Genomic DNA, 15,484 nt, shown 5'->3' with positions numbered 1-15,484 from the left:
ACTGCAGTACCTACTCGCAACCTGGCTCGGGTTCTGCCCCCTCTGCCGCCAACTCGTCCCAACCTAACAAAGCACTACTAGTACGTCCGAGACGGGTTGATGGCCAGCCACACTGTCTGTGAACGGCCACGCGATGCCGCAGCCCGAGCAGGTTTCGAGGACGGGTACCACCGGTCGGCCACGATCAGCCGGCCGCCGCTTCACTGGGTTTTGTACGCGAGCTAGTGTCCTGAGTCGTTAATTCGTTGGCAGTATGCGGCGATCGTTTCGAGGATGTCGTCAGCCGTCCTCGTCCACCCGAACGGTTTGGGGTCGGCGTTCCACGCCTCGATCCAGGCGGTTACGTCGGCTTCCAGTGCGGCGACACTGCGGTGGCTGACCGACGGAGTTTGCGGTTGGTCAGTTCGGCGAACCAGCGTTCGACCAGGTTGAGCCACGACGAGTAGGTCGGGGTGAAGTGCAGGTGGAACCGGGGGTGCTTGAGCAGCCACTGCTGGATGGCGGGCGTCTTGTAGGTGGCGTAGTTGTCCAGCACCAGATGCAGGTCCAGCTCGGGCGGGGTTGCCCGGTCGATGGTGCGCAGGAAGCGCAGGAATTCCTGGTGGCGGTGTTTGCGCTGGGTCTGGCCGATTACTTTGCCGGTGGCCACGTCCAGGGCGGCAAACAGGCTGGTGGTGCCGTGGCGGACGTAGTCGTGGGTCACCCGGCCGGGTACGCCGGGCATCATCGGCGCGCTCCGATCCAGGGCCTGCATCTGCGACTTCTCGTCCACGGCGAGGACCATGGCGGCCTCCGGCGGGTCCAGGTACAACCCGACAATGTCGCGGACCTTGTCCACGAACAGCGGGTCGGTCGACAGCTTCCAGCTGTCGACCTGGTGCGGTTTGAGCCCGAACGCCCGCCAGATGCGCGAGACCGCGGTCTGATTCAGCCCCACCGCCTCGGCCATCGACCGGGTCGACCAATGACTGTCCTGATTGGGCGGCAGCTCCTCGAGCGTCTTCGTGATCACGGCCTCGACCTGGGCGTCGCCAATCCTCCGTGGCGCCCCCGGGCGCGGTTCGTCGCGTAGCCCGTTCACCCGATCGGCCACGAACCGCTTACGCCACTTGCCGACCGTCGGCAGCGACACCCCAAGCCGGCGAGACACCTCGCTGTTGGACAGCCCTTCCGCACACGCCAGCACGATCCGCGCCCGCACCGCCAACGCCTGCGCCGTCTTCGGCCGCCGAGCCAGCCCTTGCAACTCCTCCCGCTCCTCGGCGGTCAGTTCCAGCGGCGCCAGCTTCGGACCACGGCCATCACCCACACCGGCAATCTACCAGCGAATTAACGACTCAGGACACTAGTCACCGACGAATCTCCCGCCCATACTGCTGATAGAGCCGCCGCGGGGTCCGGTGACAGGAGGCACTCGTACCGGCAGGCGCAGCGCTGGCGGTCGCCGCCAGAGCGGATGCACCTTTCATCGTCGCCGGCTGATGAGATCGGAACACCGCAGACCAGTCACCGTCGACCGATCGTCGGGTCCCGTCAGGCGCACCGGGATCGGTGCGGGCTACGCGGAGGTGGTCATGTACCCAGCGGCGAAGGTTCGCACCGTTCTGGCGGCCGGGGCTCTCGGCCTTGCCATGGTCGCCTGCCAGTCCTCGCACGCCCCCACGCCCGCCCCGTCCGCCCCTGATGCGGCACGCTCAATCTGGTCCGCGCCCGGTGGGTCGGGTGGCGAACGGGTGGCATCGCCGGCCACGTCGACCGCGCCGCCGCCCACGAAGGCCCCGGGCACGGCACCCGCGCCGGCACCGTCCGTGCCGGCGCCGACCATGTCGGCCGGCCTGACCAGGCGGCAACTGGCCGGGCAGCGGATCATCTACTCCTATCCCGGGTTGACACCACCGGCGAGCCTGTTGAGGATCATCCGCGCCGGTGAGGCCGCCGGGGTGATCTTCTTCGGGGAGAACATCGCCAGCACCGCCCAGATCAGCTCGGTGGTCGCCCAGTTGCGACGGGCCCAGGCGCAAAGTCGGGTCCATGTGCCGCTGCTGCTGATGGTCGACCAGGAGGGTGGCCTGATCCGGCGGCTGCCGGGGGCGCCCGCGCTGTCGGAGAAGCGGATCGGCCAGTCCGCCGGCCCGGTGGCCGCGGCGGCCGCGGCGGGCACCGGAGCCGGCCGCACTCTCGCCGCGGTAGGCATGAACGTCAACCTCGCCCCGGTTCTGGACGTCTACTCCACTGCGGGCAACTTCATCGACCAGTACCAGCGCTCCTACAGCGCGAACCCCGGCACGGTCGCGCCTCTGGGACGGGCGTTCATCACCGCCCAGCAGCGCACCGGCGTAGCCGCCACCGCCAAGCACTTCCCCGGACTGGGACGGGCGGCAGCGGACCAGAACACCGACACGCGGCCGGTCACCCTGTCCCAGTCGCTGGCCACGTTGCGCGGCACCGACGAGTTCCCGTACTCGGCCGCCGTCGCCATCGGCGTCGACCTCGTCATGATGTCCTGGGCCATCTACCCGGCCCTGGACCCGAACCGCCCAGCCGGCCTGTCGCCGACCGTGGTCAGGCAGGAACTGCGCGGCCGCATCGGGTTCACCGGAGTGACCGTCACCGACGCCCTGGAAGCCGGCGCCCTGGCTCGCTACGGCAGCACCGGCCAGCGCGCGGTAGCCGCCGCGACCGCCGGGATGGACCTCATCCTGTGCTCCGCCCGTGACGTCAGCCAGGGCGAAGCCGCCACCGCCGCCCTGGTCAACGCCCAGACCGGGGGCCAGCTCGACGCCGCCGGCTTCATCGCCGCAGCGGATCGGATCGCCGATCTGCGGGCCCGTCTTCACTGACTGTCAGTGAGGTTGCCTCGGGATGTGGCCACCCGGGGTTGTGCCGCGACATCTGAGCGGTACGGCCGGACGCGTCTACCCGCAGCGGGAGAAGCACGTTCATCCACCGCCAGCCGACCCGGTCGCCGAGGCCGCCGTTGACTCTCGACCTGTTGAAAATTGCCAAGCGGTGCGGTGGAATAGTCGAAAGGTTTCACCACCGATCCTCGCGGATGAAGGTGGCATCATGTCAGTCCGCCCACCGCGTCTTCTTCGCACGGCGACGGCCGGCACTCAGCGACGTGTACTTCAGCGCCGTGCAGGTGCGGGCGAATCGGCTGAACCCGAAGAGGACTCTCGCCGCCGAGGACCACAGCCGCCCGGCGTTCCTGCCCGCGTGGCTGCGACCGCACTAACGCCGCGCCCTCGTGGCGACGATGCGCGGCACGACGGCCGGCCGGGCAAGCGGTACGCGCACGTGACTGACGTGCATCAATATCGTCAGCCGGTCCACAACGGTTGTCGTGGTTGTTCCACACCCCTCATGGAGGCAGTGCATGTCAGCTCATCGGCACGAGGTCGGTCGTCGCACCCTGTTCAAGGCAGGTCTGGGTACAGGGATCGCGACGATCGTCGGCACTGAACTGTTCGCGGTGGCACCAGCGGGTGCCGCACCCAGCGACATGCTCCCCTGGATCATCGATTGCGACACCTGGGGTGCGCGTCCGCCAAGGGGAGCGATTCAGATCACCGGCAACGTCACCAACAAGATCATCCTGCACCACATGGCGTTCCCGAACGTCACGGACTACTCGCGCGACCACGCGATGCAACTGGCGCGGGACTGTCAGAACCTGCACATGGACGTCAACGGCTGGGTGGACACCGGACAGCACTTCACGGTCAGCCGTGGCGGCTACGTGCTGGAGGGCCGGCACCGCAGCCTGCAGACGCTCGACACGGGCGGGCACCAGGTCAGCGCCGCACACTGCCCGGGCGAGAACGGGAACGCGATCGGGATCGAGAACGAGGGCACCTACATCACCGAGACGCCGCCGGACGCACTGCTCGACGCGCTGGTGGGGTTGTGCACCGCGGTGTGCCAGCAGTTCCGGCTGCAGCCATGGGACATCTTCGGCCACTGGGACTTCTACACCACCCAGTGCCCGGGCATCGCCTTCTACCGGTTGTTCCCGACGGTGCGCTCGCGTGTCGCGGCAGCACTCGGTACCCAACAGTCGGACATCCCCGCACGTCGGTGGCCCGACATCTGGCGCTTCGTCGACGGCCCGGTTGTGCAGGTCGCGCAGTACCTGCTCGCGGATCTCGGGTACCCGCTGACCCCGAACGGCGACTTCGGCTACGACATGAATGCCGCCGTGGCCGACTTCCAAGCCAAGCACGGGATTCGGGTCGACCCGGACGCGACCTTCGACGCGGCCACCTGGGAAGCGCTTGTGCCGACACTCGACAAAGACGCCAACGGTCTTCCCGTCAACGCGCTGCAGTACCTGCTCGGCCGCAAGGGGTACGACGACGTCACGACAAGTGGCGAATTCGACCACAGCACCATGAAGGCGGTCCAGGACATGCAGCGCCTCCACGGTCTCGTACCCAACGGGAAGGTTGACGTGGACACGTGGTGCGCGATTGTCGGTGGCGCAGTCCGCTCGGCCTTCCAGCAACCGCACGCCGCGTAGGCACCGACACGGTCGCAGATGCATGCCTCGTTGAGTCGGCTTCGAGGACGATGGCACCACGTCACCGGGCCGTCGTGGATCCCGCCTCAACGGGCATGGCCGTGCCGGTGACATCCCGGACGGCCTGCACCGTTTGAAGGTCGCATGCTTGCCGTGAGGTTCTCCTGGACCTCGCCGACCGTGGCCGCACGCAGCGCTGGGGACGTCACGCATCGAGTCACCGCCGGGACCGCTCGTCGCGCAGCACGCGCCGATCACCGCCCACGCCCGTCCGCTGGCCGCTGGCCGACGGTGGACAGCTTTGCCTCCCCGCCACCCGCAGGAAACGATCGGGATCGTTCCGCCCGGACCGTGAAGGACCGCGCGGCGCAGCCTGCCCCGCGGTCACGGAGGAGGAGTCATGAGAAGATTGCCGGCGATCAGCGCCACCGTGGCGGTTGGGCTCGCGTTGGCCGGGGTGGCCGGACCCGCGGCCGTCGCGGCCCCCGACTCGGTGGCGGCCGGCGTCGCCGCCCCCGCGCCCATCCGGGCCTCCGACGGCGCGTACGTGGCCGAGGAGACGGCTGTCGGGCCACACCTGGTCGATCTGACGATCCAGTCGCCGGCGCTTGGCACCGCCGCCAAGGTACGGCTGCTGACGCCCGACGGGTGGGAGCAACGGGCGCCCGGGGACCACTGGCCGGTGCTCTACCTGCTGCACGGCTGCTGCGACTCGTACGTCAGCTGGACCCGCTCCACCGACGTGGCGAGCATCCCGGAACTTCAGGACGTCCTGGTCGTGATGCCGGAGGCGGGTGCCGCCGGCTGGTACAGCGACTGGTGGAACGGCGGTCAGGGCGGCGTCCCGGCCTGGGAGACGTTCCATCTGACCGAGGTGCGGCAGATCATCGAGCGCGGGTACGGCGCGGGCCCGAAGCGCGCCATCGCCGGCCTGTCCATGGGCGGCTTCGGGGCGATGTCGTACGCGGCCCGCAACCCGGGCATGTTCCGCGCGGCAGCCTCGTTCAGCGGGGTCGTGCACCCGCTGAAGGACCCGTCCTACTGGCTGCCGTTTTTCGGGCGCACCGGGCTGGACCCGTACGCACTGTGGGGCGACCCGATCGCGCAACGGAACATCTGGCAGGACCACGACCCGTACTACCTGGCGAAGCAGCTGCGGCACACAGCGCTCTTCGTGGCCACCGGCGACGGCACGGCCGGCGGACCATTCGACCCGCCGGGTCAGACCAACAGCCTGGAGGCACTCATCCACCAGGAGAACCTCGACTTCGTCGCCCAGCTGCGCGAGCTCGGCGTCTCCGTCACGACCGACTTCTACGGCCCCGGCACACACAGCTGGCCGTACTGGCAGCGGGAGCTGCACCGGGCGCTGCCGATGCTGCTCGGGGCGCTCGAGGCGGGGCGCGGTGTAACGACCCGCTCCCTGGAGCAGTAACGCACGAGTGCCCGCTGGTGACCGGCCCGGCCACCAGCGGGCACTTTCCCCTCCCCCTTGTGTGCATGGGGTCGGCGCGGCTGGGACGCGCCCGGTGGGTCGCCCGGGGCTTCGCACGGGCGGGCAGCGGGTATCGGACTGGATCGTCACGAGGGTGCGAGGTGGATCGTCATGACAGGGACCCGGCAGGTCCTGTTCATCCAGGGCGGCGGAGCGGGCACGCACGACGAATGGGACGACAAGCTGATCGACAGCCTGAGGAGGGAGCTCAGGGAGCGTTACGAGATCCGCTACCCGCGCATGCCGAACGAGGACGACCCGAGCTACGCCAGGTGGAGCGCGGCCATCCGGCGTGAGATGACGAGCTTGGACGACGGTGCGATCGTCGTCGGCCACTCGGTGGGCGGGACGATCCTCATCAACGCGCTCGGCCAGCGGCCACCGGAGCGGGAGCTCGGTGCCATCGTCCTGATCGCCGCTCCGTTCGTCGGTGCGGGAGGCTGGCCCGGCGACGAGTTCGAGCTACCGCACGACCTGGGCGCGAGGCTGCCGCAAGGCGTGCCAGTGCATCTGTTCCATGGACTTCAGGACGAGACTGCCCCACCATCGCATGCTGACCTGTACGCCCGCGCAATCCCACAGGCTCAGCTGCACCGGCTGCCCGGGCGCGATCACCAGCTGAACAACGACCTGAGCGACGTGGCGAGGACGATTGGTCCGGACGAACTCGGACCCGTCACCTTGGGACAGCCAGGAGCCCACACCTCCTGATCATCGCCGGCCCATGCGCGGGGATCGGGCCGTCATCGCCGCTGAGGCGGCACACAGACGCTGACCCTGAAGCCTTACTTCGCATCGATGGCCGGTGCGGCGGTCCCCCATGGAGTCGAGTCGGACCGGGTCCGTGTCATGCCTGGCCTTCGGCACGAGGGGACGGCTGGCTGACGCGGCTGCTGGCAAGGCCCCCACGCAAGACCCCGATGCCCAAGCCGACGAGCCACACGGCCGCGAGGAGTCGGAACACCGGTTCCGGCCGGACCAGCGGTGGCAGCACGATCGAGAGGGCGGACGCCGCCACCAGCGGGCCGCCGAACGTGCCGTAGCCGAACACCCATCGCGGCCGCCGGCGGGTACGCCAGGCGACCGCTGAGGCCGCGCTGATCAATATGCCGGAGCCCAGAAGGTGTATCGCACCGCCGAGTACGAGCGCCGTCTTGCCGAGGCCGGCCACGACCGCGTCACCGGCCGACGTAGCGACCTGCACCAGGGCCAGCGAGCACACCACGGAGGCGAGCAGCGCCCCAGCGGCGAGTGCACTGCCCCAACCCGCAACGGCGGCCGTGCGAGGACCGTCAGGTCGCAGCGCGGCGCGCAGCCGGTATCCGAACCGGTACAGGGCGATGGCCGCCAGGACCTGCAACGCCGACTGGGCGATCACCGCAGCGCCGCTGGCGCTGTAGTAGTCACGCAGCTGCGTCACCGATGCCTCCGGCAGGTAGAGGCTCTCTCCTGCTTTCAAGACGCCGCCTGCGGCGATGCTGGCGACGAAGGCGGCGACGAATACGATGCCCCACCAGCCCCAGCGCCCGCCTGTCCCCCGGTCCGCACGCGCCCCGCTGCCCTCTTTGCTCACCGCTTCTTCCACGATTCACCTTCCTGGCTGGACGCGCCCCCTGGCGGCGGCCAGCGGGTGTATGTCGATCGACCAGCCATGCTGCCGCGGCGAAGAGGTTGTGCCATCCGACGCAGAGCGGCTGTCGGTCTACGCCGCAGCACGTACGCCAGCACCGCCACCGCGATCCCGTTGGCGGCGGGATCGCCGACCGGGTAGATCCTCTTGGGAGGACGTTTTCCCGCGCGAAATCGACCGCCGCCCGGGCGCAGGATCTCGTTCTCCACCGCGGGGGAAGCCCAAGCGGCAGCTGGGTGCGGTGGGCCCAAGCGCTGGTTTCGCAGCCCGCGGGTACGGACCCGCGGCGAGTTGCAGGTCCGCCCGGTGGTATTTGGGAGGACCCGGCGGAGCACGCGTTGGCACGATCTCGGGGTGGGTTGAGCACGGCGGTCCACCGGCCGGGGGCGATCGTGGGGCGCTCGGCTTACAGTGTGGGAATGTGGGAGTCTGTCGCCGCGTCGGTGGCGGGCATGATGGGCGCCGTGGCCGCGGCTGCCCCGACGCCGCCACCGACCCCTGCGGTGGACGCCACGCCGGTGCTGACGTCGACACCGTTCGGCGCGCTGCCCGAGCAGGGGGTGACCCACACCATCACGATCTCCGGTAGGGGCACCCTCACGGCGACCCGGGTTACGTTCACCACCACGGCTGATCTGGACGGTGTCATCGCCCAGGCCGAGCCGGGTCGGTGTGCAGCATCCCCTCGTATCGTCGTCTGCGACCTCGGTGACCTGCTCCTGGGTGCCGCCGCAGCGGTGCCGCGGATCACGATCACCGGGCGGATCCGCCCGGGTGTGCCGCCGGGCACGGTGGTCCGCAACCGGGTCAGTGTCACTTCCGCGGAGTCCACCGCGTCGGATCCCCAGATCGCCAGCAACGCCTATCTCCTCCCGAGCTCGACGGCCACGGCCACTGCCGCCGCCACAGATCCACCGCCGGCCGTGGCCAGTGAGGTCCGGCCGCCCGGACGTTCGCTGCGGGTGCCGGCCGTTGCGGCGGTGGTGGTCGGCGCGGTCGCGGCGGGCACCCTGCTGACGCGTCGACGGCTGCGGCGGCGTCACGGCCTGCCGCCCCCGGCCGGTTGTAACGACGAGGCACCGGGATCCGATGTAGCAGAGGGACGCGAACGGGGTCGACGGCAGGAGTAGGTCATGGGCGATCGGTGGTGGAGGCAGGCCACACTGGCGACCGTCGCCGGGGCGACGCTGGTGGTCACATCCTTCTGCCTGGACGCCGGGGCGGCGACCGCCGGGGCACCAAGCTCATCAGCGCAGGGGCCCCTGCCGACCCTGCCGGCCCTGCCGGGCCTGCCGATCCCGTCGCTGACCGTGTCGCTGCCACCGGTCAAACCACCGAAGGTGACGCTGCCGCCCATCAAGCCGCCGACGGTGAAGCCGCCGACGGTCCCCTCGGCCAGTGCGTCGACCCGACCGACTGCGCCACCCGCGACTACTCCGCCGACCGCCGGCAAGCTACCACCGGTGGGCATCTCGGCCCCGCCCAGCAGCGACGGGCCGATGGTGAGCCCCGGATCGGCCCCTGCGCTCATCGCTGGCGACCCCGGCGCCGACCTGTATCCGCAGCCGCCGGTGGACGCCGCCGTCACCCCACAGGCCCGCCAGGTCGCCGCGCTCGGCGACGTCCAGCACCGGATCCAGTACCTGGAGAACATTCTCGCGCGGACCCGCGATGACCTCGCCAGGGTGCAGCGCGGGCCGGACCCGGTGCTGCAACTGCTGACGTCCCTGACCGCCGGCGGGGATGCGGATGCGTCGCCCTTCGCCGTGGCGGACTCCGCGGATGTGGTGGACACCCCCACCGGTCGCGCTGTCGCCCTGTCCGGCGCGATCACCTCCGGCCAGGCCGAACTCCTCCGCCGCCGGGCGGAGGAGGCGCGGCTGCGGCAGGAAATCAACCGTCGCGTGCGCACGGTGCCCGCCGTGGCGGCACCGGCCCGCGCCGTCGCCACGGTCGGTGGGGGCCGGCTCGGGCGTCCGCTGTCGGGCCGGCTCACCAGCAGGTACGGCACCCGCTTTGACCCGTACTACCACGTGTGGCAGTTGCACCCGGGTGTGGATCTCGCCGCCCCGATCGGTACCCCGATCCGCGCGGCTGCGGACGGCCGCGTGTCGCGCGCCGGCTGGTACGGCGGCTACGGCAACTACACCTGCATCGACCACGGCAGGGCCGACGGGCAGCGGCTGTCCACGTGCTACGGCCACCAGTCAGAACTGATGGTGTCGCCCGGTCAGCGCATCCGCGCCGGCCAGGTCATCGGACTCGTCGGATCGACCGGTGCCTCCACAGGTCCCCACCTGCACTTCGAGGTACGTCTCGGCGGCCGTCCAGTCGATCCTCTACCTTGGATCTGACCCGGACCATCCTCCGGACGGGGATGTGAGGTCGCCGCATGCAACAACTTCTCTTGGATCTCCGTTCGATGACCAACGTGGGCTAGGCAAGTGGCTCACGTCTCGATAGCGTGCGGTTAACCTGCCGGCAACAAAGGCGCCTCGTATCCCATGACCACAGCGATCGAGCCAGAGCTCGTCCGCCGGGCCGCCGCAGGCGACCGGGCTGCGGCGGCGGCCCTGCTCGCCGACCTGCGGCCACGGCTCGTCCGCTACTGCCGGGCACGGCTGGGCCGCACCGGCGGCGCGCACACCACGGCCGACGACGTCGCGCAGGAGGTGTGCCTGGCGGTGCTGAAGGCCCTTCCCCGCTACCGGGAGCAGGGAAGGCCGTTCTCGGCGTTCGTCTTCGCGGTCGCCGCGCACAAGGTCGCCGACGCCCAACGCGCGGCGGTGCGCGGCTCCGCCGTCGCCATCACCGACACCCCGCTGGAGCTACCGGACGCCGCGCCCGGGCCGGAGGAACAGGCCGTCGCGACGGATCTGGCCCGTCGACTCTCTGTGCTGCTGCACCGCCTCCCCGACGTGCAACGGGAGATCATCACGCTGCGAGTGGCGGTCGGTCTCACCGCTGAGGAGGTCGGCACGATCCTCGGCATGTCGGCACCGGCCGTACGGGTGGCCCAGTCCCGAGCCCTCGCCCGACTCCGTGCCCTTGCCGGCGACGGAACCGACGAGGTGGCGGCATGAGTGAGCACTGGCCCGACGGTGGCGAGGAGCCGGACCTGACCACCGTCGCCCACGACGACCTGCTCCTCGACGTGCTCGGAGAAGGCGGCGGATGGGAGGCCGACGTCGACGGCCTGACCGCGATGCTGGCCGCCTGGCGCGCCGACCTCACCGCCGACGAGGAGAACGCCGACGTGACGGGCATTCATGGCCGGTACGGCCGGACGGACGTCTGCTTCAGGTCGCGGTGATTCGGTTGGTTCATCTGTGCCGTCCGCTCTGCCGGCGTGGCTGCCTGTCAGGACGGTGTAGTCGTCGAAGGCGGCCGAGCAGCCATGCTTCCTTTGATCCCGGTGCAGCCGCTCGCGCAGATGACCGCTTCCCCAGCCCGAGCGGACGCCGAACCCATGCCACTCGTCGGGCTGACGGTTCGCCTGCCCAGGTTGGTCCCGCTACCGCCCGGGCTGATCGGACAGAACCCTGCAGTCGTTGGCTGCTGCCGCGAGTAGAGCGGCCGCAGTGTCGAGCCGGCCGACCGCGCGGTGGGTGGCCGCGAGGGTTTTCCATTGGAGCGGGTCAACGGTCAGCACCGTGGCGGCTGGATGGTTGGCCAGGAGGTCGAGCCGGCCGGCGTCGGTGACTGAGCGGGCTGCCTCGGCCAGGCACATCACCGGTAGGCCGAAGAGGCCGCCCTCGTCGGCGACTCTGGCGATCGCTTGGCCCACGGCGGTCGAGCCCTCGGTGAAGGCGAGGATGGCGGAGGTGTCGAGGATGAGCCGGATCGGAAGGTCATTGAGGGCAGGGCCGCGCTGGTCGGGGCGGGCGGGTGGGGTTGATGAACGGTGGCGGGCCCGGCGCTGCCTTGGGGTGCGCCACATGGGGTAGGTAGTGCTGCCGTCGGGGAGAGTGAATGGTTCGAGGGCGGCGTAGCCGTGTCGTGCGTACAGGTTCCGGTCGGCGAGGGTGGCCACTTCCGTGTAGGTAGGCAGCAGCGCGTGGCCCATTCGAGCGTTGCTGGTGGCGAGCAGGATGCTGGCACGCCTGACCCGGTACGGCTGCGGTGCGACGGCGAAGAACGCCAGATGGTTGTGCGGGCCGTCGGGTCGGTGCGTGTGCAGAACGTCGTCCAGATGCAGGAAGCGGTCCACGTACTCGCCGCAGGCGACCGCGAGCCGCTCGCCGTACCCGGCAGGCGGTGAGAGGGGGCCGTACCGGTGCAGCCACACGGCCGCGGCGGAATGATCCGGCAGGAGATGCGCCTCGCCGAACAGCAGAGCGTGTTCGATCCAGACGCGGACAACGGCACTGAGGATGTTCCGCCGACGGTGGTCGTCGGGTACGAGCCATGCGCCGATCGTGCTGTCGGCGAAGGGACCGACGACAAGATCGACGATATGGGGGATGTCCTGCCAATGGGCGCGGCAGACGGGCAGGTTGTTGCTCACGCGGTTCTCCGGGTAGCAGGTGCGACTGGTCGGCGATGGCGTTGTCGCCGGGGTGTGCAAAGTTCTGGGACGTCATGACGCCCGCCAGCAGAGACCGCTTCTTCTCACCAACCGTGCCGATGAAGGCAGGAGCGGTATGGGCAGAAGCGGTTCCGCAGGGCCGTGTGAACAGGGGCCGGAGCGCAGGTGGCAGCGGACGTTGACGGCGCCTGCCTGCGGCCAATGGTCGTCGCGGCTGTCGCGCTGGCGCGAGGACGGCCAGGATTGCTCAGGCGGGCCCGGTGTCCGGTTGACCAGAACAGCCCGCGAGCTTCTCGCATCCGCTGACGTAAGCGCCGACAAGCCGCACCGCCGGGGCCCATGATCCCTCCGAGGCGTCAGCCGGGATTCCTGTCCCGTCGGCAGCGCAGCCATGGCCGGCGGCGCTGCCGGGAGCGCCCCGAGTCGGCCCGAGGGCGTGGAGCAGGTCGCCTACCCCCTGAACCCCACTCGTTCCGTCGGCCTTCGCCGACCGCGGGTCAAGGCTTGCTGTCAATGACGTACGCGCCGCGGCTACCGGGTGAAGGGCCGCCATCGGCGGTAGCGGCCGAACAATCACGGTGGGCGTTGCGGCCGCCGGTGCCTCATTCGTGTACGGCGCCGGGTTGACCGCGGCGTCGGCGGGAGGCATCGACGGCGCGGCGGATGAGCCGATGATCCCGACTACCGTCGAGTCCACCACCTCGCCTACTGCAACCTGCACCCCCGCCGGCCGCTCGCCCGTCGGCATTCGCACTGCTACGTCCAGGCCGGCCACCTGTCCCCGACGCGCGACCGTCACCTCGCTGCCGACGCGGGCCGACGCACCTTCCGCCGCCGGGCCGGCGAGCGAGATGGGCTGACACTCCAGGGATCCGTCGAAGAGGACTCCGCCGGCGCTGAGCAGGTTGCCAAGGGCGCAAGACGCAGCGGGCTCGGCGGCCTGAGCAGGGGCACCCGCACCCGCTTCGTGAAAGCCCCAGAGACCGACCACGCCACCGACCAGGAGAGCGCCACGCAGCGTCCACCGAGCCAGCCGGCCTGAACACCGCGACAACAGGCACCTCCGATGAACGTCTTCGTTCACGTCAATGCCTGCAATTGTGCCCGCAGTGACCGTCCAGGCACTCTGCGACACGCCGCGGAGTCGTCACCGCCCGGCCTGAACCGAGGCGCCGCAGCGAGGGTCAACTGTGCGGCAGCGCGAACAGCGGCTGTGCTGCCTCGGGACTGTCCGTTTCAGGTAACCGGTCCGGCACGGTTAGTTGGTGGCCGCCGGACGAATTCGGGCGGCCACTCCAAACCTGTACACATTCGGCCTACCCGGCTGGGCACGTTGAGCCGTACGCCGACAGGCGGCGCGTCAGATGTCCGAGTACCGCACGGCGTCCCGATGGCGGGCACCGCATCTCCAGCGGGTCGTGTGACCGCTGAGCTGCTCTCAGAACCGGAGCGGGTTGGTTCATAGCCCTGTCAGGTCGGTGTCAGCCGGGAGTGTTCGCCAAAGCCGACAGGGACCGGTTTAAGGGTGCGGAAGTCCTCTGACGACGGCCGCGTAACCCATTCTCGGTCAGCGCTGGCCGGTCTCGGCCGACCGGCTACCAGACCGACGCCGGACGGCCTCCGAGCGCGGTCGCGGGTCCGCTTCGTCCCGCCGGTGCTGCTGTGGTCGCGACGCTGATCGTTGCCCGGTGGTCCCTTCCGGGGTGTCGGGGACCGCGACGGGCGGGGTGGTGCGGCTCGCCGCGGTGTCTACCAGGTCCGGCAGGTCCCGCCCGCCCAACAGCGGCAGCTCTCGCGTGACCGACGTGACAGGCCCCGGCTCGCCCGCCGGATCGGCGACGCGGGCCGTGCGCGCCCGGCCCGTGGCGGTTCGCGGCATCGGCGCCGGGCTGCGGGTCGTTGCCGACGCCCCGGCACCAGCCTGCTCCCGCGACCAAGCCCGGCGCGTCCGTGGTAGACGATGTCTCCCCCCGACTGGTGGCCGACCGGCCTACCGCGTTACGCGGCGTCCGGCGCGCCGCGGTTGCCGGCAGGAGCGGGGCGAGTTCCGCGTGCAGCGCCGCCCAGTCAGAGGCGCGGGATGGATCGGGCTGATCGGTCGTCGAGGCGAGCCCGTCGCTTTCGGACCGCTCCATCTGCAGGTCGGTACGATCGGGCGTCACCGCCTGGGACCGCTCCGATGGCGGGCGCTCGGCGCTGGCTGCCGCCTGCTCGGTGGCATCCACGTGCTGAACGTCGTCCCCGGCCGGCCCTGGCCCCGGTGAGCCTCCCGAGGCCGCGTCCGCTGACGGGGAGATGGGGACGGTGTCCGGCGCGGGGGCCGCGTCCCGCGCGGGGGCCACCGTCTGTCGCTCGGAGGCCTGGACGAGCCCCGCCGGGGTGTCGGCGAGCAGCCGCGCCGCCGAGGCGAGTGCGACGGGGTCGGGCTGACCGGCCCGACCCCACCTCCGGCGGCGGCCGCCCGCCGGCAGGTTCCCGGCCAGCACACGCTCAGGTGCCAGATCGGCCGCGATAAGGGCAGTGAGTCCGTCGTAGTCCGCCTGCTCGGCCAGCCGCCGGGCGATCTCGTCGAGGTCATACACCGCCACGGCGATGTCCGCGGTGGTGGCGTCCAGTGCTCGCCGGATCTTGCGGTGCAACACCTTGTTGAGCGCCGCCTGCCGCCGCTCGGTGCGAATCTGCGCGCGGGCCGCGTCGAGCGAGCCGTACAGCCCGAGACCGGCGTCGGCCTTGGCCAACGAACGGGCCCGGCGAGTCAGCCACGGGTGCCGCAGCCAGTGCCCGACCGGCTCGTACGCCGGCGTCGTGGGTGGCAGCTGCTGCCTGGCACGCAGCCGGTCCCGCCGCTGGTTCTCGGTGTTCATCAGCCACACCAGATAGCCGAGCAGGGACATGCCCGCGTAGAAACCGCCTTCGAGGTGGTTGCTGTGGGCCAGCCAGTTGAAGGCGACCGCGGCGGCGGCGATGCCAGCCGACAGCACGCGGGACAACATCGCCCCTTCGCCCAGTCGGCGGCGTACGTCGGCGTTCGCCAGCACCACAACCCCGCCCAGCTCCAGCGCCCCCACGGCGGGAAGCGCCACATACCACGGCATGCCGAGCCGTTCCATCGCCCCGGACACCTGACCGCCGAGCGCGATCAACAGCACGACAACGTAGAACCCGGCGCGCAGCACGGCGACGTGCCGCACCGCCTTGGCCAGCTCCGCGTCCCACGCCCCCGCCGGGTCGGCGCCTGGCGCCCCGCCAATTGAGTTTCCGCCGGTCATCCGGGTCCGGTTCGGTTCCTGGAACACGCCGAGCAGGTTCCTC

General features: G+C 70.5%; 11 protein-coding genes and 1 pseudogene. 8 read left to right on the top strand and 4 right to left on the bottom strand.

Going from position 1 to position 15,484, the window contains the following annotated elements:
• Positions 1-221: 221 nt before the first annotated feature.
• A pseudogene (locus B0E53_RS08665) lies at positions 222-1,309 on the bottom strand (IS630 family transposase).
• Between the two features lie 514 nt (positions 1,310-1,823).
• Between B0E53_RS08665 and B0E53_RS08660 the strand changes: the two are divergent.
• From B0E53_RS08660 to B0E53_RS08640, 4 genes are all read left to right on the top strand, one after another.
• Positions 1,824-2,840 (top strand): glycoside hydrolase family 3 N-terminal domain-containing protein, encoded by a 1,017-nt coding sequence (locus tag B0E53_RS08660; RefSeq protein ID WP_210405994.1) that lies wholly within the window; start codon positions 1,824-1,826, stop codon positions 2,838-2,840.
• Between the two features lie 536 nt (positions 2,841-3,376).
• Complete coding sequence (locus B0E53_RS08650; RefSeq protein WP_107075535.1) at positions 3,377-4,519, top strand: N-acetylmuramoyl-L-alanine amidase; 1,143 nt, start codon at positions 3,377-3,379, stop codon at positions 4,517-4,519.
• 400 nt (positions 4,520-4,919) lie between these two features.
• A complete protein-coding gene (locus B0E53_RS08645; RefSeq protein WP_107075534.1) occupies positions 4,920-5,954 on the top strand; it encodes an alpha/beta hydrolase family protein in 1,035 nt (344 codons plus the stop codon).
• 171 nt (positions 5,955-6,125) lie between these two features.
• Positions 6,126-6,725, top strand: coding sequence for an alpha/beta fold hydrolase (locus tag B0E53_RS08640; protein WP_107075533.1), 600 nt, complete (start codon positions 6,126-6,128; stop codon positions 6,723-6,725).
• A gap of 136 nt (positions 6,726-6,861) precedes the next feature.
• Here the strand turns inward: B0E53_RS08640 and B0E53_RS08635 are convergent, their stop codons facing one another.
• The gene (locus tag B0E53_RS08635; protein WP_146167625.1) at positions 6,862-7,599 is read right to left on the bottom strand and encodes a hypothetical protein; all 738 of its coding nucleotides are present in this window, start codon (positions 7,597-7,599) and stop codon (positions 6,862-6,864) included.
• 464 nt (positions 7,600-8,063) lie between these two features.
• Here B0E53_RS08635 and B0E53_RS08630 point away from each other — a divergent pair, with 464 nt between their 5' ends.
• From B0E53_RS08630 to B0E53_RS08615, 4 genes are all read left to right on the top strand, one after another.
• Entirely contained in the window at positions 8,064-8,774 is a 711-nt protein-coding gene (locus tag B0E53_RS08630; RefSeq protein WP_146167624.1) for a hypothetical protein, read from the top strand.
• Positions 8,775-9,107: 333 nt separating this feature from the next.
• The gene (locus B0E53_RS08625) at positions 9,108-9,998 is read left to right on the top strand and encodes a M23 family metallopeptidase (RefSeq protein WP_246835302.1); all 891 of its coding nucleotides are present in this window, start codon (positions 9,108-9,110) and stop codon (positions 9,996-9,998) included.
• Positions 9,999-10,148: 150 nt separating this feature from the next.
• A complete protein-coding gene (gene shbA, locus B0E53_RS08620; protein ID WP_107075529.1) occupies positions 10,149-10,727 on the top strand; it encodes an RNA polymerase sigma factor ShbA in 579 nt (192 codons plus the stop codon).
• Positions 10,724-10,957, top strand: coding sequence for a hypothetical protein (locus B0E53_RS08615; RefSeq protein ID WP_107075528.1), 234 nt, complete (start codon positions 10,724-10,726; stop codon positions 10,955-10,957). The genes shbA and B0E53_RS08615 overlap by 4 nt, the downstream gene beginning before the upstream one ends.
• Before the next feature lie 201 nt (positions 10,958-11,158).
• On the opposite strand, the gene B0E53_RS39185 is transcribed toward B0E53_RS08615, so the two are convergent.
• Positions 11,159-12,151 (bottom strand): hypothetical protein, encoded by a 993-nt coding sequence (locus B0E53_RS39185; RefSeq protein WP_246835301.1) that lies wholly within the window; start codon positions 12,149-12,151, stop codon positions 11,159-11,161.
• A gap of 1,616 nt (positions 12,152-13,767) precedes the next feature.
• On the bottom strand, positions 13,768-15,348 hold the full coding sequence (locus B0E53_RS08600; RefSeq protein WP_146167623.1) for a hypothetical protein: 1,581 nt from the start codon (positions 15,346-15,348) through the stop codon (positions 13,768-13,770).
• Positions 15,349-15,484: the final 136 nt, after the last annotated feature.

It is taken from the genome of Micromonospora sp. MH33, from assembly GCF_003013775.1.
GTDB lineage: Bacteria > Actinomycetota > Actinomycetes > Mycobacteriales > Micromonosporaceae > Micromonospora > Micromonospora fulviviridis.
The sequence above is the reverse complement of the archived record's forward strand: the minus strand, read 5'-3'. Positions and strand labels throughout refer to the sequence as shown.

What these genes read in the sequence shown, in the direction of transcription:
- B0E53_RS08660 (WP_210405994.1), top strand. Translation starts at nt 1,824, where the DNA reads ATGTCGGCCGGCCTGACCAGGCGGCAACTGGCCGGGCAGCGGATCATC.
- B0E53_RS08650 (WP_107075535.1), top strand. Translation starts at nt 3,377, where the DNA reads ATGTCAGCTCATCGGCACGAGGTCGGTCGTCGCACCCTGTTCAAGGCA.
- B0E53_RS08645 (WP_107075534.1), top strand. Translation starts at nt 4,920, where the DNA reads ATGAGAAGATTGCCGGCGATCAGCGCCACCGTGGCGGTTGGGCTCGCG.
- B0E53_RS08640 (WP_107075533.1), top strand. Translation starts at nt 6,126, where the DNA reads ATGACAGGGACCCGGCAGGTCCTGTTCATCCAGGGCGGCGGAGCGGGC.
- B0E53_RS08630 (WP_146167624.1), top strand. Translation starts at nt 8,064, where the DNA reads ATGTGGGAGTCTGTCGCCGCGTCGGTGGCGGGCATGATGGGCGCCGTG.
- shbA (WP_107075529.1), top strand. Translation starts at nt 10,149, where the DNA reads ATGACCACAGCGATCGAGCCAGAGCTCGTCCGCCGGGCCGCCGCAGGC.
- B0E53_RS08615 (WP_107075528.1), top strand. Translation starts at nt 10,724, where the DNA reads ATGAGTGAGCACTGGCCCGACGGTGGCGAGGAGCCGGACCTGACCACC.